The organism is Neobacillus oceani, from assembly GCF_046237595.1.
Taxonomy (GTDB): Bacteria; Bacillota; Bacilli; order Bacillales; family Cytobacillaceae; genus Bacillus_D; species Bacillus_D oceani.
Map to the genome: position 1 here is coordinate 2,971,848 of NZ_CP143543.1, position 21,922 is coordinate 2,993,769.

Here is a 21,922-nt window from a genome sequence, read left to right on the forward strand (position 1 = left end):
TTATCCTCCTTCATTCTATATCCTAATAAGTGAAATACTGTGAAGCTAACTTTCCACTTTTTTTTGGCGGCTTCACTTTATCTCCCTTACTACAACACGTGGACCTTCAACTTCAATTACTTTAATCCTAGCATTTTTCGCAATGAAGGACCCTTCCGTCACTACATCGACACGTTCATTGCCGAAAATTGCGGTGCCGGCAGGACGCAGGACGGTCTGCGCAACCCCTTCCCTGCCCATCAGGTCGTTCCTGTTTTCGTTCGAAACATACCCATCTTCCTTACGGGCAGTGTCAAACAGGACCATTGAATTAAAAATGGTCATTTTTTTATGGAACACTTTTATTAACAAAATGAATAAGACAACTGAAAATAATAGCGAGATAAGCAGTGAAACCCCCATTTGAAATGTGTTTTCCCCCGCCATGAACAAACTACCCACCAGCGCCGCGATCCCAAGTGTACCGGCTACCGCGCCCGGAAGGAAAAACTCAAGGAATATCAGGATAATGCCAGCAATAAAAAGGGCGAGCGTACCAAACCCCGCCAACCCGGCCATAAAGTGGCCGTAAAAGAACAGCAGCAGTGCGGAGAGGCCGACAAGTCCCGGCAAGCCTATTCTTGGTGAAAACAATTCCAGGACCATCGCCATCCCTGCAATGCAAAGCAGCACAGTTACAACAATAGGATCTGTAATAAATTCGGTCATTTCTATCCCCCTCCCTAAATCTATGCTCTATTATGTACGTTACACGGGCCTGAAAGTTTCAATATTCTAATACAAAATTTGGAGGCGCCATCACTTTATCAACTCATAGTAAAACCGCAGGCTTTCGCCTGCGGCCATTGATGTCAGTTGAATTATGAAAGGTGTTGTTGCACAAGTTTATTAACAAGTGACCCGTCTGCCTTGCCTTTGACCTTTGGCATGATGGCAGCCATCACTTTTCCCATATCCGCTTTGGAACTAGCACCGGTTTCAGCGATTGTTTCCTTCACAATTTCTTCCAGTTCCTCTTCGGAAAGCTGCTGAGGCATGTAAAGTTCCACAATCGAAAGCTCCAGGCGCAATTTTTCAACAAGGTCAGGACGACCTGCTTTATCAAATTCGTGAAGGGAGTCTTTCCGTTGTTTCATTTCGCGTGAAAGGACAGTCAGCTCTTCTTCCCCGGTCAATTCGCGGCCATGCTTAATGGCTTCATTCTGCATGGAGGACTTGATCATCCGGATAACGGTAAGCTTGTCTTTGTCTTTTGATTTCATCGCTTGTTTCATATCATTATTCAAACGCTCGAGAAGACTCATAGGTCCACCCTCTCTTACCACTTACGTTTTCTGGCTGCTTCAGACTTCTTTTTACGCTTTACACTTGGTTTTTCGTAGAATTCGCGCTTTCTAGCTTCTTGCAATGTACCAGTTTTAGAAACTGTACGTTTGAAGCGACGAAGAGCATCTTCAAGCGATTCGTTTTTACGAACGACGGTTTTAGACATTCTCTTTCCCTCCCTCCGAACACAACACACTCACATCAAACACATGGAAATCCATGTACTTTGCCATTATAATACAACCTGTTATTGAGGTCAACTGAATTTACGTTCAGGATGAAGTTTAGTGTCCATCTTTTTTAAAATAATCCCGATTTAATATGCCCGAACGGTCACCATAAAGAAAAAAAGAATCATTCTATCCCCGGACAGGCCATAGACTGGTAAAGGGAGTGAATGCCGTGAAATACATTGTTTTATTTTGTTTATGCATTGGGCTGTTCATTTTGGGGATGACCATTATCAGGATCGGGATGTTCAATATTTCCGGGAACCGGCTGAAGCGGCTGCTCCAAAAATTAACGAGCACCCCATTCAAGGGAATGGCCACCGGCACATTGGTTACAGCTGTCCTCCAAAGCAGCTCGACTGTCATGGTTTTGGCGATAGGACTGATTTCCGCCAGAATTCTCACCTTTCCCCAATCAATCGGGATTATCTTGGGAACGAACATCGGGACAACGTTCAAAACGGAATTGATCACCTTTGATTTGGGAAAAATCCTTATTCCAATCGCAGTTGCTGGCGGCTTATTAGTTTTTGCAAGGAAGGTCGTTTGGAGAAGTACCGGGATGGTCCTCCTGGGCATTGCGTCCGTCTTTACAGCTATGAAAGGGTTCGAGGCATTATCGCTGCCCCTGACGTCTGTAGAGGCCGTCCATAAGCTCCTCTTGTCCTTAAACGAGCATATCCTCGTTGGCATAGCTGCCGGAGCCTTAATGACCGCTATTATCCAGTCCAGTACGGCAATGACAGGAATTGCGATGGGTTTCCTTACTTCCGGCGTTCTCGGACTCGAAGCGGGGATTGCCGTCATGCTTGGCGCAAATATCGGGACATGCATTACCGCGCTTATCGCGGCAATCGGAGGCGGCGAGGAAGCGAGGCTAGCAGCATTCGCCCATGTTTGGCTGAATGTCATTGGAGTCCTGTTATTTATACCGCTCATTCCCACGCTTGGTAATCTGGGACCGGCCATCGCCAAATCTCCTGATGTCCAGCTTGCCCATATCAGTGTCATCTTCAATGTTGCAACTTCTTTGCTTGCATTGCCTTTCGCGGAGAGATTCGGGAGGATGATTATGTATTTCCACGCTAAATAGCGTGGTGAAGACTCTTTTTTAAAACAAGGAAAAGGCTGCCCCATCATTCACGGGCAGCCTTTACTGATTTATCCGATTGCTTCCTTAACTGGGGCTTCTTCGTCTTCCATCACGCGGACAAACTGGCCTTCATTATAAGGATAGCCGGCTTTTGAAATTTTCACTTTCACAATCTTTCCGACCATTTCCTCGGTGGCCGGGAAAACAACCTTCAGGTAATTATCGGTATAGCCGACATACAGACCGGTTTGGCCGCCTTCCTTGAATTGCTCTTCCGGAATTACTTCAAGTACTTCCCCTTCAAATTGCGATGCATATTCTTTGGCAAGCTGATCCGAAAGGGCAATCAACCGGTGGACACGCTCATTTTTCACTTCTTCATCAACCTGGTCTTCCATCCTCGCGGCAGGGGTGCCTGTCCGCTTCGAGTACGGGAAGACATGAAGCTCGGAAAATTTATGTTCCTTGACAAAATTGTAGGTTTCCATGAACTCTTCTTCTGTTTCGCCAGGGAAACCAACAATAACGTCGGACGTGACGGCAAGGCCTGGAAGTGCTTCTTTTAGGCGGTCAAGCCGTTCTCCGAAAAATTCCATCGTATACTTCCGGCGCATTCGTTTCAAAACTGTATCAGATCCTGATTGCAGCGGAATATGCAGATGGCGGACCACAAGCTTCGAATCATTGATCACCTGGATGACTTCATCAGTAATCTGGCTCGCTTCAATCGATGAAATACGAAGGCGTTTTAATCCTTTAACCTCTGCTTCAAGATCCCTTAGCAGTGCGGCAAGGTTATAATCCTTCAGGTCTTCTCCGTAGCCGCCCGTATGGATGCCGGTCAGGACGATTTCCTTGTATCCGGCGTCGACAAGCTGCTGCGCCTGGCGTATAACTTCTTTCGGGTCACGTGACCTCATGAGGCCGCGGGCCCACGGAATGATGCAAAAGGTGCAGAAGTTGTTGCAGCCTTCCTGGATTTTCAGCGAAGCCCGTGTCCTGTCTGTAAACGCGGGAACATCCAGCTCCTCATAGACCCGGTTTTTCATAATATTGCGGACGCCGTTGATAGGCTGGCGCTCTTGCTTGTACTGGGTAATATAGTCCAGCATCTTCACGCGGTCCTGAGTTCCGACAACAATGTCCACCCCCGGGATCGCCATGATTTCAGCCGGTGATGTCTGGGCATAGCAGCCGGTAACGCAAATAACGGCATCCGGGTTCTTCCGGATCGCCCTGCGGATTACCTGGCGGCTTTTTTTATCACCTGTATTCGTGACCGTGCACGTATTGATTATATATACATCAGAAGAAGACTCGAATTCAACACGCTCATAGCCTTCCTGTTTGAACAATTGCCAAATTGCTTCAGTTTCATAGTGGTTCACCTTGCATCCAAGAGTATGAAACGCGACTGTAGGCATGTAAACTCACCTCATTAATTCTAAATGATAGGATATCGCCGCCAACGCATAGAGCGGGGCGGTTTCCGTCCTCAAAATTCGTGGTCCAAGACCGCAAAGCCGAAAACCATGATCCTTAAGAAGATTGACTTCCCCTTCGGAAAGCCCTCCCTCCGGCCCAAAAACAATTAACAGGGAATCACCGGGCTTTAATTTCGTGAGTGTTTCTGAGAACACGGAAGTTTCCCCAATCCTGCTTTCCTCTTCATATGCTACGAGCATTGCATCATAGTTTTGGGACTCAGTAAGCAGAGTGCGGAATTCAACCGGAGCAGAAACTTCAGGCAAAATGTTGCGGTGTGACTGTTCGGCCGCTTCCTTGGCAATTTTCTGCCAACGTTCCGTCTTCTTGCCCGATTTTTTTTCGTCCAGCTTTACGACGGAGCGCGCTGCGGCAAATGGGATGAACCTGTGGGCGCCCATTTCTGTTCCCTTTTGGATGATCCACTCAAGCTTGTCCCCTTTAGGAAGTCCGCTTGCAATCGCCACACGGATAGGCAGCTCAGTGGTTCCATCATTCCATTTTACAACGTCCGCGGCTACCATTTCACCGGTAATTTCTGCAATTTCGCATACAGCGCTCCTCCCGCTTGGGCTGACACAAATGATTCGATCGCCTTTCCCCATCCGCATCACCTTCACAATGTGGAAACGGTCATCCCCTTCCAGGATGAAACGGTCATCTTCCATTTTTTCAACAAAATAGCGCTGCACTTGAAGCACCCCTCTGTAAGCAATATTTCTATTTTACTAAAAGTTACTAATAAAGTCACTTTATTTTGCGTGATTACAGGAGTTTTAATTGTTCGAGAGTTTAGATAAGGGCGAATTCCGGTTTGGTTGTCAGAAAAAGCGTGGATATCTGACAAGCGAAGGTGAAAATCAGGTTTGGTTGTCATAGAAAGTCCTGATTCGTGACAACGAGGACTCAAAATCAGGTTTAGTTGTCAGAATTAGCACCGATATCTGACAAGCGAAGGAGAAACTCCCTTCGCTGTCCAAACATTGGGTAACTTTGGACTCACATCCCTGAAATATAAGTTTTGTGTCCAAAATTGAAGCAAACTTGCCATAGCCCTGAAAGTATTTTCTTTCAATAAAAAAAGCATCCGCCTGGAATAAGCGGACGCCTCGAGCTAAAAAATTATTTCTTTTGGGCGATGATCGCAACCCAGTCTTCCATTACAATTGTTTCCACAATTGTAAATCCTTCGTTTATTATCGCATCCTTGACCAAATCTTTTTTGGCCTGAATGATCCCTGAAGCGATAAAGGTGCCTCCCGGTTTCAGAACGCGGGCAACATCGTCTGTAAATCTCAAAATAACTTCGGCAAGAATATTGGCCACAACCACATCAGCTGAATGATCTTCTATCCCGTCAAGCAAATTGTTTTGGGCAACCAAAACTCTGTCCTGGACCTTATTCAGCTTAATATTCAATCTAGCTGATTTTACAGCCACTTCATCGAGATCATAAGCCTTGATATTGGAAGCGCCAAGCAATGCCGCAGCTATGCTTAGAACACCGGACCCTGTGCCGACATCGATCACTTCATCCCCTTGCTTTACAGTCCGTTCGAGAGCCTGGATGCACATTACGGTTGTTGGATGGGTCCCTGTACCGAAAGCCATGCCCGGATCAAGTTCAATAATCAATTCATCGCTATTTACCGGGGTATATTCTTCCCACGTCGGAACTACCGTGAACCGCTCTGAAATTTTCACAGGATTGTAGTACTTTTTCCAGGCGGTCGCCCATTCTTCCTCGTTCACTTCAGAAATCGTAACTTTGTTCAACCCGATATCGATATCGTGAATGATAAGATTATTGATTGATTCCTTAATAGCATCGACCGTTTCACCAAGGAAGCTGTTTACAGGAAGGTACGCCTTCACAATAACCCCTTCCTCAGGGTAATCATTCGGATCAAGCTGATAAATTTCCCCGAACTGGTCTTCCCTTTCTTTAATAAGCTCAAATGGGTCTTCAATGACAACCCCGCTTGCTCCAGCTTCATGGAGGATATGGGAAATCGGTTCAACTGCTTCATTCGCCGTATGGATGCTGATTTCAGACCATTTCATCTTGCCTGCCCCACTCTCAATCGCCTTTGAAGGCGCGTTTTACTTTTGAAAAAAAGCTTTCTTCATGATCACCTAGCGGCGCGTTCCCGCTTATTTCCGCAAATTCGCGAAGCAGCTGTTTTTGTTTGTCGGTCAATTTTGTAGGGGTGATAATCCTGACAATCACATGCTGGTCGCCTGTGCCATAGCCCCTGACATTCGGAATGCCTTTTCCGCGTAGACGGAATTTGGTTCCCGTTTGCGTTCCAGCCGGGATTTTTAGCTTAACTTTCCCGTGCAGAGTTGGAACTTCAATTTCATCTCCAAGCGATGCCTGGACAAATGTCAATGGCATTTCGCAGTAGACATCGTCGCCTTCCCGCTCGAAAAACTCATGTGGTCTGACATGGAAAACAACGTATAAATCCCCTGGAGGCCCCCCATTGACACCGGCTTCTCCCTGGCCCGCCATTCTCAGCTGTTGCCCATCATCGATTCCCGCAGGAATTTTCACATGGATTTTCTTGCGTTTTCTGACTTTTCCTTCTCCGCCACAGGTCGCGCACTTGTGCTTAATTTCTTTTCCTGTGCCATTGCAGTATGAACAAATCCTACGGTTAACTATACGGCCAAATGGTGTGTTTTGTTCGACATTCAGCTGTCCCGTCCCATGGCAGTGACCGCATGTTTCAGGGTGAGTACCCGGCTTCGCACCCGAGCCCTGGCATGTTCCACATGTTTCATCACGCGGTATTTCAATGTCTGCCTCTTTTCCGAAAGCGGCTTCCTCAAATGTCACAGTCATTGTATATTGAAGGTCCGCGCCCTGCCTTGGCGCATTTGGGTCACGCCTCCTGGCTGCCCCTCCGCCAAAAAAAGTGTTGAATATATCTTCAAAACCGCCAAAGCCGCCGCCAAAGTCAGCTCCACCTCCGAAACCGCCAAACCCCTGGTTCGGATCAGTATGCCCAAACTGGTCGTAATGGGCCCGCTTTTGGTCGTCATTGAGCGTTTCATATGCCTCTTTTACTTCCTTGAATTTCTCATCGGCATTAGGTTCCTTGTTAACATCAGGATGGAGCTGTTTGGAAAGCTTCCGGTATGCCTTTTTGATTTCATCCTTGGAGGCATCCTTCCCGACTCCAAGTACTTCATAATAGTCCCTTTTGCTCATCTAACCACTCCCGAAAATCTCACATAAAAATAATTGTAGCATTCGCATGGGTGTTAAACAATATAAAGATGCTTACTACTCCAGGCATTCCACAGAAAAAGCCAAAGCCGGATATCGTGACTTTGACTTTTTCAATGTAAAAAGGAAGCTCATGGCGAGACCCTTGCTTTTCTATTGTCTTGCGTACGGCGCTAAACGGCCGCCTCCGCATTTCTTATTTCTCGTCTTTGATTTCTTCGAATTCGGCATCGACGACGTTGTCGTCTTTCGGGCCGGCGTTTTCAGGACCCGCATCCTGTCCTTGCTGGGCCTGTGCCTGCTTTGCTGCTTCTTCGTATAGCTTTACGGAAAGGTTCTGGACGATTTCCTGCAATGCATCTTTCTTTGCGCGCATTTCTTCCAGATCATTCTTCTCGATCGCTGCCTTCAGGGCATCCTTCGCTTCATTGGCCTTTGCCACTTCGGAAGCGTCTACCTTTCCTTCCAGATCCTTTAGGGTCTTTTCGGTTGTGAAGACGAGCTGGTCAGCTTCGTTGCGTAGATCCGCTTCTTCCTTTGCTTTTTTATCAGCTTCGGCATTCATTTCCGCTTCTTTGACCATGCGTTGGATTTCTTCATCGCTCAAGCCGGTTGAGGACTTGATGGTGATCTGTTGCTCTTTGTTCGTTCCAAGGTCCTTCGCGCGGACATTTACAATACCGTTCTTGTCGATATCAAACGATACTTCAATTTGAGGGATTCCACGTGGAGCCGGCGGAATATCAGTCAATTGGAAACGCCCAAGCGTCTTGTTGTGCGCAGCCATTGGCCTTTCCCCTTGAAGGACATGAATATCGACAGCCGTCTGGTTGTCAGCTGCAGTAGAGAAAATTTGTGATTTGGAAGTAGGAATTGTTGTATTCCGTTCAATCAATTTCGTGAAGACGCCACCCATCGTTTCGATTCCAAGAGAAAGCGGGGTAACGTCGAGAAGAACGATATCCTTCACATCTCCAGAAATGACTCCTCCCTGAATCGCAGCGCCCATTGCAACTACTTCGTCAGGGTTGACGCCACGGTGAGGTTCTTTACCGGTCGCGCGTTTGATTGCTTCCTGGACGGCAGGAATCCTTGTCGAACCGCCAACGAGAATGACTTTGTCAATTTCGGATGCAGACATTCCGGCATCGCTTAATGCCTGGCGTGTAGGCCCCATCGTGCGTTCGACAAGATCTGCAGTCAATTCATCGAATTTCGCTCTTGTCAATGTAATATCAAGGTGAAGAGGTCCTGCTGCGCCAGCAGTAATAAATGGCAAGGAAATCTGAGTTGACGTAACACCCGAAAGGTCTTTTTTAGCTTTTTCGGCCGCATCCTTCAAGCGCTGAAGGGCCATTTTATCCTGAGAAAGATCAATTCCGTTTTCCTTTTTGAACTGTTCAACGAGATAATCAATTACAGCCTGGTCGAAATCATCGCCGCCAAGGCGGTTATCACCAGCGGTAGCTTTTACTTCAAAGACACCATCGCCAAGTTCAAGGATGGATACGTCAAACGTACCGCCTCCGAGGTCGTATACAAGGATAGTCTGGTCTTCATCTGTTTTATCTAGGCCATAAGCTAGCGCGGCAGCTGTCGGCTCGTTAATGATCCTTTCTACTTCAAGTCCTGCAATCCGGCCTGCGTCTTTTGTCGCCTGGCGCTCAGCATCGTTAAAGTAGGCAGGAACGGTGATGACAGCCTTCGTAACCTTTTCGCCAAGATAATCTTCCGCATAGGATTTCAAGTACTGAAGCAAAATTGCGGAAACCTCTTGAGGCGTATATTTTTTTCCTTCAATTTCCTCTGTATGAGTTGTACCCATATGCCTTTTAATTGACATGATTGTATTCGCATTCGTAACGGCCTGGCGCTTTGCCACTTCCCCAATCTGGCGTTCGCCATTTTTAAAGGCAACGACGGATGGTGTCGTGCGGTTACCTTCCGGATTAGGGATTACTTTAGGTTCTCCCCCTTCAAGGACGGCCACACAGGAGTTGGTCGTTCCAAGGTCGATTCCAATGATTTTTGTCATAATCCTTTTCCTCCAATTCCAAATATGTAGAAAGGCAATTTTATTGATTCACTTTTACCATTGAATAACGAATTACCCTATCCTTTAGCAAATACCCTTTTTGAAACTCTTCAACCACTGTATTTGACTCATAAGCATCGTCTTCCACTTGCATGACTGCCTGGTGAAAATTCGGATCAAACGGTTTGCCCGTTGCCTCGATAGGCTCGAGACCTTCCTTCTTCAGCGCATCCAGCAAGCCGCGGTAAACCAATTCCATCCCTTGCTTCAGTGATGCGGCATGTTCACCTTCAACTTCCACGCTCAATGCTCTTTCAAAATTGTCCAGGGTTGGAAGGATATCTGAAATCAGGCTCTGTGCCCTGTATTTTTCGGCCGCTTCGGTATCAATTTTAACCCGGCGCCGGTAATTATCAAAATCAGCCTGCAGCCTTAAGTAGCGGTTTTCAGCTTCCTCGAGCTTTTTTTCAAGCTCAGCACACCTTTCACTCGAAAGGCCATTCCCTTCTGCAGCTTCCGTGCGCTCGGCAGCAGTTTCTTCACTTCCAGCCTCATTCTCTCTCTGCTCCAAATCTTCCGGCTGGGTAAAATCAGTTTTCTTTTCTTCTGTCAATTTGCTCACCTCCCTTAAAGGAACTGTCTATTTCTACTCCAATTTTTCACTAAAACATAACTTGCTAAAGAAGCCAATAATGGTCAAAGACTCCGAAAAAGGCCATTAAAAAGGGCGGGATAAGGCATCCGCCCATACTCAATATTTCCAAGGCTATTTCGTTTGATACAGCTTTGTGAGTACTGTAGACAAATCGCGGCTGATGATTTTCAGCAGGCCTACCACCCGTGAATATTCCATTCGGGTAGGCCCAAGAATCCCAATGCTTCCGAGATTTTCATCGCCCATTGTATAAGTGGCTGTAATCAGGCTGCAATTTTCCATCGCCTGGTTATCATTTTCGCGGCCAATCCTTATTGTAATCCCAGCCGGGCTGTTTTTGATCAATTCATAAACAGGCTGCTCCTGCTCAATCATGGAAAGGAGGCTCCGTATCTTGGATATATCATTAAATTCCGGCTGGCTGAGGATATTGGTTTTGCCTCCGAAAAACAATTTTTCGCTGACAGGCATTTTGAACGCGTCCGAAATCAGGTGGAGCATCAGATCATAGTTGCTAATATGCTGCCGAAGCAAAACAGCCACTTCCTTATACAGTTTATCCCGTAAATCAAGGAGTGGAACACCCGCAAGCCTTTCGTTAAGGATATTGACCATTTTTTCAAGGTCCCCCGCATCGAGCGAAGCCGGAAGCTGAATCATTTTATTTTCTACATGCCCAGTATCTGTGACAATGATTGCAATCGCCGTTTCTTTGTTCAAAGGGACAATTTGAATTTTTCTCAGTCGGTTTTCCTCAACCGCAGGCCCGAGCATAATAGAAGTATAGCTTGTCATTTCTGACAGTATCATGGCGGAACGCTGGATGATTTTCTCAAATTCGAAAATCCGCTCGGCAAAAATCGACTTGATTTTGGTAAGGTCCCTCTGGTCGATTTTCTCAGGAGACAGCAGATGATCGACATAATAGCGGTATCCTTTTTCTGATGGGATCCTGCCGGATGACGTATGAGTCTTTTCGATATACCCAAGCTCCTCAAGATCCGCCATTTCATTCCGGATTGTCGCGGAACTGAATGAAATATCCCCTTTCTTTGACAAACTCCGAGAACCGACCGGCTGTGCGGACCGGATGAATTCATCAACAATGACCTGAAGAATAAGCAATTGGCGATCTGTTAACAAGTTCATCACCCCTGTTAGCACTCATTTATCCCGAGTGCTAATTCTACTAATAAAGTACCAAAACCGTCTGAACGTGTCAATGATTTCGATTCAAAATAGCATTGCCTATTACATTAAAAAAGATTGAAAAACCTCGTTCCCAAGAAGCTTTCCTTTTCGAGTAAGGAAGACGCTCTCCCCTGCTGCATCGATGAGGCCATTTTTCGACAATGTTTCAATTTGGGATTGGAAAACAGATTCAAGTGGTACACTGAATTTCTTTTCAAAATGATCTTTTTTGACTCCATCCGCCATTCTCAGACCAAGGAACATTTCTTCCTCCATTGCCTCTTCAATTGTTACCTCGTTTTCCTCGAAGACAGGAAGCCGCCCTTCATCAAGAGATGCCATGTACCTATTAAGCGGTCCGATGTTGGAACGGCGGACCTTGCCAACGTAACTGTGCGCGCCAGCCCCGAATCCATAGTATTCTTCATTTCTCCAATATGTTATATTGTGGAGGCTTTCAAAGCCTTTTTTCGCAAAATTACTTATCTCATATTGCCGATAGCCGTGCCTAGCCATTTCATCCATTAACAGCTCGTACATCGCCGCTTCCACGTCCTCGCCAGGCAGCGGCAGCTTTCCCTTTTTCATCAGATTATAAAAAATGGTTTTTGGTTCAATGATAAGCGAATAGCCGGAAAAATGGGGAAGGCCAAGGGATAATGCCTCGGTTAGCGTCTCCTTGAAATCGTCAAGCGTTTGACCAGGAAGCGCATAGATAAGGTCAACGGAAATATTTTCGAAACCCGCCCTTTTTGCATCCTCGACCGTTTTATATACATCTATCGCCTTGTGGCTGCGGCCAATTTTTTTAAGTAATTCATCGTTAAACGACTGAACCCCAAGGCTAAGCCTATTTACTCCACTATTTTTAAGAACGGCGAGCTTGTCATAGGAGAGATCGCCTGGATTTCCTTCAAAAGTGTATTCGATTTCCGGTGCCTTCCGAAAATGGGCGTTAATGCTTTCGCAAAGCTTTTCCAACTGGGCAACATTCAATGCGGTAGGCGTTCCTCCTCCGACAAATAGACTTTTCATAACCCCCGCCGGATATTGGCCAAGCGTGATAGCGATCTCCTTATCAAGGGAATCAAGGTATTCGTCTACCGGCTGGCCTTGAAGGAAAAATTTATTAAAATCGCAATAATGGCAAATATGCTGGCAAAAAGGAATATGGATATACGCCGCTTGCGGCGATTGTTTCTTCAAATGAAAACACCTCATTTTTGTAGAAAAGCTTAATACATAATACCCCATTATACTAAAAAAGAAAAAGCAGGAAACCTTTAAGGCCCCTGCTTCTAAATACATATTTTTGAAAGATTATTTTGCTGCCGCACCTTCAATGTTAGGCCGGTTGTCTTCTTTAATAAACATGACAGAAATTAAACCGATCACGAGTAGGATACCACCAAAGTAGAAGCCTGAATTCAATGAACCAGTAACATCCGTGAGCCATCCAGTGATATAAGGAGCGAGGATGGAACCGCACATACCGATAAAGTTATATAAACCAAAGGCCGTGCCTAAAGCATGCTTTGGCGCGTTATCGGCAACGACTGCCACCAGGACAGGGTTTGTGCTGATTTTACCGAAGATACCGTAACCAATTAGCGCTGCATATAAAACATACATACTGTCAAAAGCAACGATGGAAACAATAGCGATAATTGAAAGCGGAATCATAACTAGTAGGACTGGACGGCGTTTACCCATTCTGTCGGCAATCCAGCTGAAGAGAATCGAGCCTGGAATAGCTGCCCATGGTACTAGTGATGATACAACAGCAACTTCTGTTCCTTTGATTCCACGTGCGTGCTCGAGGTAATAAGGAATCCAAGTAACAACGACGAAGAAAGCGTAAATCGCACAGAAGATTGTAATATAAGCAAAGATAAGGTTTCTGCTGAAAAGATCTTTTACTCTTAACTTTTGGCCGCCATTTTCACTAGCTTTTGCCTCTTTTGTCTTCGGCTTATCTTTAATGACCCACCACATGGCAAGGCCGATGAGCACGACAGGGATTGCAATGACGTAGAATGGAGCTCTCCAGCTTAAGCCCAGTGTATCAACAGTATAGGTTGAAATAAAATAACCTGCTGAAAGACCAAATGCCATACCGCTATTGATGATTGCGCTACCTACAGTGATGTGCTTGGCAGGAATGGCTTCGGATGAAAGACCGTATTGCGGGCCGTAATAAAAACCTTGGAAAATACCAACCAATAGCCAGGCAACCATAAAGAATCCGAATGTTGGCATTGAACCAGCAACCGCAGCCATCAAACCAAACAAGATTACACCTGGGACCAACACTTTTTTCTTACCAATTTTATCACCGAGAATACCGGAAGGAACGTTCAACCCTGCATAGCCGATGAAGAAGATACTGCTAATTAAACCAAGTTGCGCGGCAGTTAAGCCGAATTCCACCTGCAAATCATCCATGATTGGGTTAAGAATCGCGCGTGTGGCATAGAGTGCAATCCATCCCAAGAAAAATACTGTGACGATTTTGACCCAGTATGGGATGCCTTTTTCTCGAATTTCAGGCATCTCATTAGGCTTTGATACTTTTTCCATTTACCTTCCTCCTAAATTAAGACGTGGCAAATGCCAGTTAAAATATTATTGTGTTGTTCATATTCAATATAGGATAAAGGCCATTGCAAACGAATAAAATTTGTAAGCCGTTACATTGCAAAAAGATTAAATTAGTTAAAAAGATTCAATCTATCGGAAATAGATTTTGTAAAAAGTAAAAGAATGTAAAGTAGGAGGAACTATGGTCCGAATTTGGATTAAAAAAGCCCGTACTGCAGCTGATGCGTGTACGGGCTTGCCTATCGCTAATACTTATTTAAATGCTCCTTAGCATATAGCCCAGGCCGGGATAAGTTACTATATATTCTTCTTTTGAGCCAAGGGCATCCTTTAACTTTTTTCGGATCCTGGCGATGCCAACACGCAAATAATCGATATCATCCCTATATTGGGGACCCCAAACCTCGGACAGCAATGTCTCATGCGGGACAACCTTGTCCAGGTTAAGGGCAAGGATTTCCATAACGGAATATTCAGTATGGGTCAGCTTAAATTCCTTTTCCCTGATCCAGCAGCGGCTGCTTCCCATGTCAATGGTCAGGTCACCAGTCCGAACGACAGAGGTTTGGTTCGTTTTCGTTTCCGGATTCGTCAGTTGGCTCCTCCGCAGGACAGCATTGACCCTAGCGAAAAGCTCATCGAGTGAAAATGGCTTTGTCAGGTAGTCATCAGCCCCGAAATTCAAGCCCTGCACCTTATCCTTCGGGTTGCTCCTCGCTGTCAGCATAATGACAGGCACGTCCGAAAACTTGCGTAGTTTCTCCAGGACGTAGAAACCATCCTGGCCAGGCATCATAATATCGAGCAGGATTAAATCGGGTGAGATAAGGTCGAATTTCTCGAACAACTCATCACCTGAGGTTACTGTTGAAACCTCGTATCCAATCGATTTCAAATTTGCGGAAACAAATCTAAGAATTTTCATTTCATCGTCTACGATGCAAATCCTTTGGTTTTTCACTTACTCTTCCCCTTCCTTTACAGGAAAATATAACGTAAAGACACTGCCGTTCCCAGGATTGCTTTCGACCTTTATTCTTCCTTCATGAGCATCCATGACACCCTTACATATAGCAAGCCCAAGGCCAGTCCCGCCAGTCCTTCTTGTAGCCGTTACATCTACCTGGTAAAAACGGTTAAAAATCTTTTCCAATTGATCCTCCGAAATCCCGATGCCATTATCAGCGACCGAAATAGTAATAAAGCCTTCTATTTCGTCAAGGGTAATGTCGATTTTCTTGGGGCTTGAATCATTGTAGCGCAGGGCATTTGTCATTAAATTAATAAGCACCTGTTGGACACGCATTTTATCCGCAAAAAAAGTCGCACCTTCTCCAAGCCGGTTCTTAAATGTAATGATAGCATCCTCCGTTAACTGCTCGGGAATCGATTCCATTGATAGTTCGATTATGTGGTCCGCGCGGATCGCATTCCTCTCTACGTACATTGTACCCGAGTCTATTTTTGAAATATCGAGCCAGTCATTCACAAGGTGTTCAATCCTCTTAATATCTTCATGTACCCCTTCCAAAAGCTCCTGCTTGAATTCCGGATCCCATTCCACCTCCGAGCGAAGCAGCGTTTCGACACTGCCTTTTATGGTCGTGATGGGCGTCTTGAATTCATGGGAAGTTAGTGAAATCAGGTTGTTTTTTAACAGGTCGATTTCCTCTTCCTTTGTTATGTCCCTAAGAACGAGGCCTTCGCCAATCCTCTCTTCATCGAGCATGACAGAAAAATTGTGCAGCAAATAATATTTCGGTTTTTTGGAATCCCGCTTATATTCAAGCTTCAGTTCCCCAATGCCATCGTCAAAAAAGGCCGCCAAGTCTTCTTTATCCACATCGAAAAGCTGAAGGAACCGCTTAAAAACATCATCGAAAGTGGCGAGTGGATTTTCTCCTCCTCCATCTTCACCTTCTTGTCCCCCACCTTCCTCAGGGGCAACGACCTTGATGAAGAATTCATTCACATATTCGACTTCCTTTTGGTTGTTCAAAAGCATCAGGCCTTCGGACATACTTTCAAGGACAGCCTTAAGTACGGCATGCTTGTTTCTTGTCAGTTCAAAAAGAAACTTGTTTTGGAGCATGACGGCGAGCGAGCCTGCAAATGTTCTGAGGAATTCCTGGTCACTCACTGAAATGCTTTGCCTTCCGGAAAGGTCAACAACAAGGAACCCCCGATTATTCTTTTCGATTTGGATTGGTTCCATGTACTGTTGCTCACCGGACATGTGATCATTCAGGTATTGCATTAAATTTTGGTTCGTGTAAATCGACCTGTTGGTCACCGCCAAATCGTTAAAGTAAACATGAATTGAATAGTCCATGAATTGTTCAATTTCCTGAAGGCAATATTGGATGAAATGAGCAAGGTCCTTATCCGTCGAAACCGACGTGATCAGCTTATTTACCGCTTTCAGCTCGGAATTCTTCTTTTCCAGATTGGCGGTCCGTTCCTGCACCCTCGCCTCAAGCCTTTTGTTCAGTTCAATCAAACCGCTTCTATTTTTTTCAACTTCATCAATCATATTATTAAAGTAATATAGCAGCTCTCGCATTTCCTTTGGGCCCTGAATTTTCTCAGGCTTCGCATGCTTCGCTTTAAAGCCTTTTGTATAATCCTTTATGTAATCCAGCAGCCTTTGGATTGATTTTTCAAGCCTGTTCGTCAGGATGAGGGATACCCCAACCATGACAAAGGCTGTGAGGAGGAGGAACACCATGATGGTGATAAGAGCATTTTTAAATGTTTTTGTAATCGCTTCGGAAGGTTTGGCAACCCATACTGTCCAGTTGAAGGGAGCAACCTTCTCATAGGTGATATAAATATTCTCACTAGGGTTCTTCAGTTGAAAAAAGCTGCTTCCCCGGTCTGCTTCCCGGGAATCTATATATCTCGCTATCTCGGATTCCGACAGGTTAACAAGTTCCCTCCTCGTATCGAAGCGGGGGTGTACAATGACATTCTTTTTCTGGTCAACGACGACCGCATATCCTTCTTCCCCAAAATTCCGCCTTTGGATATGTTCTCCCAATGCGTTCAGGTCTAGAGCGCCAAGTACATAGCCAATCATCTCCCCTTCTTCATCAAACATAGGGGAGACAATCGTGACCAACAGCTTGTCGGTTCCTCCCCTTCCATGAAAAACAGGGGTGACAACTGTTTTTTTCGTCTCCAATAACTCTTTATAATACGAACGGTCACTGAAATTAAGATTTTCCCCCTTTGCTCCATCCGTATAAACTTCAGGGTAAAAAACGAGGGATTGGCCCCTTTGGTCGCCGACATACATATTCACAAAACCTGGATAGTTCGCCTTAATATCCTTTAGCTGAGCTTGAATCTCAGCCATGTCCCTTTCTTGAAAAAGCCGGCTTGCATTCAACGCTTCTGTCTGGATTACATTCTTATGTTCTGACACGTAATTGGTAATATAATCCGTAAGGTATTTTGTTGTTAGCGACTGGCTTTTTTGATTCTCCTTTACAAGCGAAGATAATTGATAAATTTGAAAAGCCCCGAGAAAAGCAATGGAAAAAAAAGCGATCGTCAAAAAGGAATAAATAAGTTCTTTTTTAAACGAACGGGCTTCCCTCATATTCACCCCTCCTCCGTTATGGATATAAAAAAGCATCCGCCCAAGCTTAGTTTAAATTAAGCCCAGGCAGATACCATGTTCTTTAGGAAATGTACTTAGTTTGTAATATGCGTGCCGGCTTTCCCTTCCATTGCCAGGTCCGCCTGGTCAAGCGAACAAATGATTGCCCGGCCGCCTTGCTCGGCGAATTTGATGGCCGCTTCCATTTTGGGGCCCATGCTTCCCGCTGAAAACTGGCCCTCTTCAACATATTTTTTTGCTTCTTCCAACGTAACATGTGTTAATGCCTTTTGACTAGGCTTGCCATAATTTACATAGACATTTTGGACATCGGTCAAAATCATGAACACATCTGACTTGACTTCTTCAGCGAGCCTGAATGCACTCCGGTCCTTGTCAATAACCGCTTCAATACCGGAAAGGCTTCCATCTTCGTTCTTTACTACGGGAATGCCTCCGCCGCCTGCTGCAATGACGATGGCACGGTTATCTGCAAGTTTTTTAATAATATCCGAACCAAGAATTGATTTTGGCATTGGTGAAGCGACAACACGTCTCCAGCCACGTCCCGCGTCCTCTTTTACAACCCAATTCTTTTCTTCCGCCAAGTTCTTCGCTTCTTCTTCGGAGTAGAAGACTCCAATCGGTTTCGATGGATCATCAAATGCAGGGTCGTTTTTTGAAACTTCTGTCTGCGTCAGAATACTGACAACGTGGTTACCAAGGCCAAGCTTATGCAACTCGTTCTTTAACGTTTGGTCCATCATATAACCGATGAACCCTTGTGACTCGGCGCTGCATACATCCAGCGGGAATGGGGGGACGACGTCTTTGGCTTCCTCGTTCTGGCGGAGGATATTGCCGACTTGAGGTCCGTTGCCGTGCGTAACAATGACCGTGTGTCCGTTTTTTACAATACGGGCAATGATTTCGCTGCTCTTGCGTACGTTTTCAAGCTGGTTTTCATATGTTGCTTCCTGTTTAGGTTGTAAAATGGCGTTTCCGCCAAGAGCGATAACTACCTTTTGTGACATGTGAAGTATTCCTCCGTTTAATGATTGTTAATTGTCGGGCTGACATTTCAATTGCTGTATCCATTCCAAACGGGAAGCTTCCGTTTTTATCCGTCCCAATAAAATGAACCGGCCGCCTATCTGAAGGTTCAGCCCATTGGCAAACATGCTATGGACCTTGCAGGCAGGTCTTTCCCGAAGGAAAAGAGGAATATTCTGTTAATATTCCTCCGCATCCAATTGGATAGATTGCATTACTTAAGCTTCTTGTTCGATAAGGCCGAGCTTAATTGCATAAGCCTCAATTGCTTTTTCAAAGCATTCCTTAGGGGCGCGGACAGTACCTGCTCCAATTTGGCCCACACCCGCTTTTTTATGGGCTATCCCCGTGTTGATAATAGGCTCAATGCCTGTTTCGACAACCTTCCTCGCGTCGATTCCAAGACATGCTCCCTGGAAGTCCCAAGTAGGGATTGAGAAGTTGCTGTTTTGATCGATACAAATTTCCATCATTTCATTGCTGGTTGAAAGGGCATCATGGAAGCCTCCCGCGCCGACAAAACGTGTAACTCCAGGGGCTGCGATCATTGCCATGCCGCCAACGCCGAATGCTTCGGTAATCGCACTGTCGCCGATATCAGGGTTCGCATCATCCTGGGAGTATCCAGTAAAGAAAAGGCCTTGCGGTGTATTAACCGGAGCCGTGAACCACTCATCACCCATGCCGCTAATACGGATTCCAAACTCTTTTCCGTTACGGGTCATAGCTGTAACAACTGTTCCGTCCTGGATTTTTCTTGCACCATCCAGAACCGCCTTGCTCGTAGCCATGGCGATGTTCAGGAAAAATTGATCTGTATCGGCAAGGAATTTTATTACTTCATTCTTTTCCTTGTTATCAATATCCAGCTGTACGATGTAAGGGCTTATTTCTTTCAGGAAAATAAGAGACGCCGCAATATTACGCTGGTGAAATTCGTCCCCCATTGTAATTGCCTTGGCAATCATTACGTTGATGTTAAGGCCGTCATCGGTTAGCTTCAAAGCTTTTGAAATAGTCGGCGCTAAAACATCCTTCATCCATTTCAGGCGGTTGACCACCTCATCGGAATAGGCGCCGAAACGAAGGACCGCCCCAATTCCTTCATTCATCGTGCAATATGCTTCATTTCCTTCAGAACGATTTATAACGACTAGGACTGGCATATTTGCAGATGTGATGCCACCCATCGGGCCAACAGCATTTACATGGTGGCAGGGGATGAATATAACCTCGCCATTTTCGAGCGCGCTTCTCGCTTCTTCTTCTGTTTCAGCCCAGCCTTCGAAAAGAGAGGCACCAACGCAGGATCCCTGCATCGGTCCTGTCATGTCTTCCCACTTTATTGGCGGGCCAGCATGAAGCAGGACTTTCCCTTCGTTTAATTCTTTGATTTTTTCTTTTGCCGGAACAACATCGACAAGAAATGGCGCAGATCCAGTGATTTTTTCAATGACGGCTCTGTTTGCTTCATCAATTGTTTTGAATTGCATGAGTCTTCCTCCCAGTCTTTTTTATGGTGACTTCTAAACTTGCCCGCTGATTCCCGAACAAGGGACCAAGTGGGTAAGCACTTCAGGCAAAAAATCAATCGTACGCCTTCCTATCTGCGGTAATTATTTAGGAGGTTCAAAATCTTTCTCATTTTTTCGTTTCCGCCCGCGATGGGCCTCCAATCGAAGTGGACCGCACGGCCTCCAAAGGCCGTGATTGAATCTGTAAAGCTCTTTAGCCCTACGTTGATTACACTTGGTTTATTGTTAACAAGCGCTTCCATTTCCTTGGAAACTTCGAAATTGTACTCTTTTTCCGGTTTGGCGGCATCAACATGAACTTTTTCAACATCGTTGATTTTCAGGCCGACAATTGCTAGCGCGGTGCGAACTGCCTGGTTGTTGCTGTCTTTAATAATAACCCCTGCTTCAGCAAGCTTTTTCCTTTGTCCCTGAAAATCTTGCGGATCATTTTCTGTACCGCATACAGAAGCTACGACATAGAGTTTACGGCCATGCTCTTCGGCATAGGAAACAGATTTTTTAATAGAAGGAAGGAGCGCGTCCGCCATGTCATCGTGAGAACCGTAACCCAGTACGAAATCAAGAAGGATGACAGCTGTGTGCTCGTCTTTTGCTGCCTCTTCAATGAAGTTCGCCCGTGTTCCAGGGTCGATCATTGGGTGTGGTTTTCCTTGTGTATATTTATCGTCACCAAGGTCAACGACAACCTGGTGGCCAGTTTTCAGAACATAACCGTCTTCATTTGTTATCGTTGTTCCCAGGCCAAGGGCGTCGGAAATAAGCACAGCAGCCTCAGAAGCGAGTGTACCTCCTGAGTAGAGGCCTTTAATCGCTTTTTGTTCTGGTTTTAACTCAACATTGTAAACTTCATATGATCCTGTATTATAATCACGTTTCACTTCGTTTCCTTTTGCAAGGTCAACCGCAATCAGGGCTGTTTCTTCAAGAGTATAAGCCTGGTATACATTGCCTTCGTATTGTGTCGGTTTTTCGCCAAGGAAAATCGCGACAACCGGCTTGGAAACCGCCTGAAGCAGTTCAACAACTTCATCACGGACTTCTTTTGCTGGCGGCTTTGAAATAATACAAATGACTTCTGTCTGCCTATGGGCTTCCAAAGCACGGATTCCATCCATCATGGTGATTGCGCCAATTGAACTTTTCAGGTCACGCCCGCCTGTGCCGATTGCATGGCTGACGCCTTCTCCCAGTCGGTCGATAATGGCAGATACTTCCTGGATGCCTGTTCCGGATGCTCCGACAATCCCGATTTTCCCTTTTTTCACAACATTCGCAAAAGCCATCGGAATGCCATCAAGGATTCCTGTACCGCAATCCGGCCCCATGACAAGAAGACCTTTTTCATGTGCCTTTCTCTTTAGGCGTACTTCATCTTCAATTGATACGTTGTCACTGAAAATGAATGGGTGAAGGCCAAGGTCCAGCGCTTTTTCAGCTTCTTCCGCCGCGTATGTGCCAGGTACGGAAATCAATGCCACAGTCGCGTCTGGCATGGCTTTGATTGCCTTGTCCCAGGTCCGGACCGTCTCATATTCATCCCCCGTGCTTGAAGTTGCCTGGTTTTGCAAGTATTCATCCACTTTTACGAGGATTTCATCAATCAGCTTTTCATCTTCTGTGTCGACTACAATCGCCATATCGTTCGGCTGAGCTGCTTCAAGTTCCTCTGTATACAATCCCGCTCCTCTGAAAATATCTTTGTTTGAAGGAGTTCCCATCATGATTTGGGCTTTGTTAACACCTTCCGTTGCGGAGATTGCATTTGTTAAAAGCATTAGGTTGATCGAATCTTGATAGGAGTTCTTTTTGATAATCGTATAAATCATTTTACTATCCTCCCGTTTTTTTTTTGCTAATTGCCCTTTTGGCTTGCGGA

At 45.5% G+C, this 21,922-nt stretch carries 18 protein-coding genes; 1 reads left to right on the plus strand and 17 read right to left on the minus strand.

Going from position 1 to position 21,922, the window contains the following annotated elements:
* Positions 1 to 72 precede the first annotated feature (72 nt).
* From V1499_RS15060 to rpsU, 3 genes are all read right to left on the minus strand, one after another.
* Complete coding sequence (locus V1499_RS15060) at positions 73 to 708, minus strand: NfeD family protein (protein WP_409270703.1); 636 nt, start codon at positions 706 to 708, stop codon at positions 73 to 75.
* 152 nt (positions 709 to 860) lie between these two features.
* On the minus strand, positions 861 to 1,304 hold the full coding sequence (locus tag V1499_RS15065; RefSeq protein WP_409270704.1) for a GatB/YqeY domain-containing protein: 444 nt from the start codon (positions 1,302 to 1,304) through the stop codon (positions 861 to 863).
* 14 nt (positions 1,305 to 1,318) lie between these two features.
* Positions 1,319 to 1,492, minus strand: a complete 174-nt coding sequence (rpsU, locus tag V1499_RS15070) for a 30S ribosomal protein S21 (protein ID WP_026692851.1) — start codon at positions 1,490 to 1,492, stop codon at positions 1,319 to 1,321.
* A gap of 236 nt (positions 1,493 to 1,728) precedes the next feature.
* Between rpsU and V1499_RS15075 the strand changes: the two genes are divergently transcribed.
* Positions 1,729 to 2,649, plus strand: coding sequence for a Na/Pi symporter (locus V1499_RS15075; RefSeq protein WP_409270705.1), 921 nt, complete (start codon positions 1,729 to 1,731; stop codon positions 2,647 to 2,649).
* Positions 2,650 to 2,717: 68 nt separating this feature from the next.
* On the opposite strand, the gene mtaB is transcribed toward V1499_RS15075, so the two are convergent.
* The 14 genes from mtaB to fdrA form a co-directional block, all read right to left on the minus strand.
* The gene (gene mtaB, locus V1499_RS15080) at positions 2,718 to 4,073 is read right to left on the minus strand and encodes a tRNA (N(6)-L-threonylcarbamoyladenosine(37)-C(2))-methylthiotransferase MtaB (RefSeq protein ID WP_409270706.1); all 1,356 of its coding nucleotides are present in this window, start codon (positions 4,071 to 4,073) and stop codon (positions 2,718 to 2,720) included.
* A 6-nt stretch (positions 4,074 to 4,079) separates the two neighbouring features.
* Positions 4,080 to 4,826 (minus strand): 16S rRNA (uracil(1498)-N(3))-methyltransferase, encoded by a 747-nt coding sequence (locus V1499_RS15085; RefSeq protein WP_409270707.1) that lies wholly within the window; start codon positions 4,824 to 4,826, stop codon positions 4,080 to 4,082.
* A gap of 430 nt (positions 4,827 to 5,256) precedes the next feature.
* Positions 5,257 to 6,198 (minus strand): 50S ribosomal protein L11 methyltransferase, encoded by a 942-nt coding sequence (gene prmA / locus V1499_RS15090; RefSeq protein ID WP_409270708.1) that lies wholly within the window; start codon positions 6,196 to 6,198, stop codon positions 5,257 to 5,259.
* Between the two features lie 16 nt (positions 6,199 to 6,214).
* Entirely contained in the window at positions 6,215 to 7,351 is a 1,137-nt protein-coding gene (gene dnaJ, locus V1499_RS15095) for a molecular chaperone DnaJ (RefSeq protein ID WP_409270709.1), read from the minus strand.
* Positions 7,352 to 7,565: 214 nt separating this feature from the next.
* Positions 7,566 to 9,404: a molecular chaperone DnaK gene (dnaK, locus tag V1499_RS15100; protein ID WP_409270710.1), complete on the minus strand. Its 1,839-nt coding sequence runs from the start codon at positions 9,402 to 9,404 to the stop codon at positions 7,566 to 7,568.
* Positions 9,405 to 9,444: 40 nt separating this feature from the next.
* Positions 9,445 to 10,017: a nucleotide exchange factor GrpE gene (gene grpE, locus V1499_RS15105; RefSeq protein WP_409270711.1), complete on the minus strand. Its 573-nt coding sequence runs from the start codon at positions 10,015 to 10,017 to the stop codon at positions 9,445 to 9,447.
* 153 nt (positions 10,018 to 10,170) lie between these two features.
* Entirely contained in the window at positions 10,171 to 11,202 is a 1,032-nt protein-coding gene (gene hrcA / locus V1499_RS15110; RefSeq protein WP_409270712.1) for a heat-inducible transcriptional repressor HrcA, read from the minus strand.
* Between the two features lie 108 nt (positions 11,203 to 11,310).
* Positions 11,311 to 12,471: a radical SAM family heme chaperone HemW gene (hemW, locus tag V1499_RS15115; protein WP_409270713.1), complete on the minus strand. Its 1,161-nt coding sequence runs from the start codon at positions 12,469 to 12,471 to the stop codon at positions 11,311 to 11,313.
* A 99-nt stretch (positions 12,472 to 12,570) separates the two neighbouring features.
* Complete coding sequence (locus V1499_RS15120) at positions 12,571 to 13,830, minus strand: MFS transporter (protein ID WP_409270714.1); 1,260 nt, start codon at positions 13,828 to 13,830, stop codon at positions 12,571 to 12,573.
* A gap of 277 nt (positions 13,831 to 14,107) precedes the next feature.
* On the minus strand, positions 14,108 to 14,812 hold the full coding sequence (locus V1499_RS15125) for a response regulator transcription factor (RefSeq protein ID WP_409270715.1): 705 nt from the start codon (positions 14,810 to 14,812) through the stop codon (positions 14,108 to 14,110).
* The gene (locus V1499_RS15130; RefSeq protein WP_409270716.1) at positions 14,813 to 17,455 is read right to left on the minus strand and encodes an ATP-binding protein; all 2,643 of its coding nucleotides are present in this window, start codon (positions 17,453 to 17,455) and stop codon (positions 14,813 to 14,815) included.
* Between the two features lie 95 nt (positions 17,456 to 17,550).
* Positions 17,551 to 18,489, minus strand: a complete 939-nt coding sequence (gene arcC, locus V1499_RS15135; protein ID WP_409270717.1) for a carbamate kinase — start codon at positions 18,487 to 18,489, stop codon at positions 17,551 to 17,553.
* Positions 18,490 to 18,726: 237 nt separating this feature from the next.
* Entirely contained in the window at positions 18,727 to 20,001 is a 1,275-nt protein-coding gene (locus V1499_RS15140) for a DUF1116 domain-containing protein (protein ID WP_409270718.1), read from the minus strand.
* A gap of 110 nt (positions 20,002 to 20,111) precedes the next feature.
* Entirely contained in the window at positions 20,112 to 21,872 is a 1,761-nt protein-coding gene (gene fdrA, locus V1499_RS15145) for an acyl-CoA synthetase FdrA (RefSeq protein ID WP_409270719.1), read from the minus strand.
* Between the last annotated feature and the right edge of the window lie 50 nt (positions 21,873 to 21,922).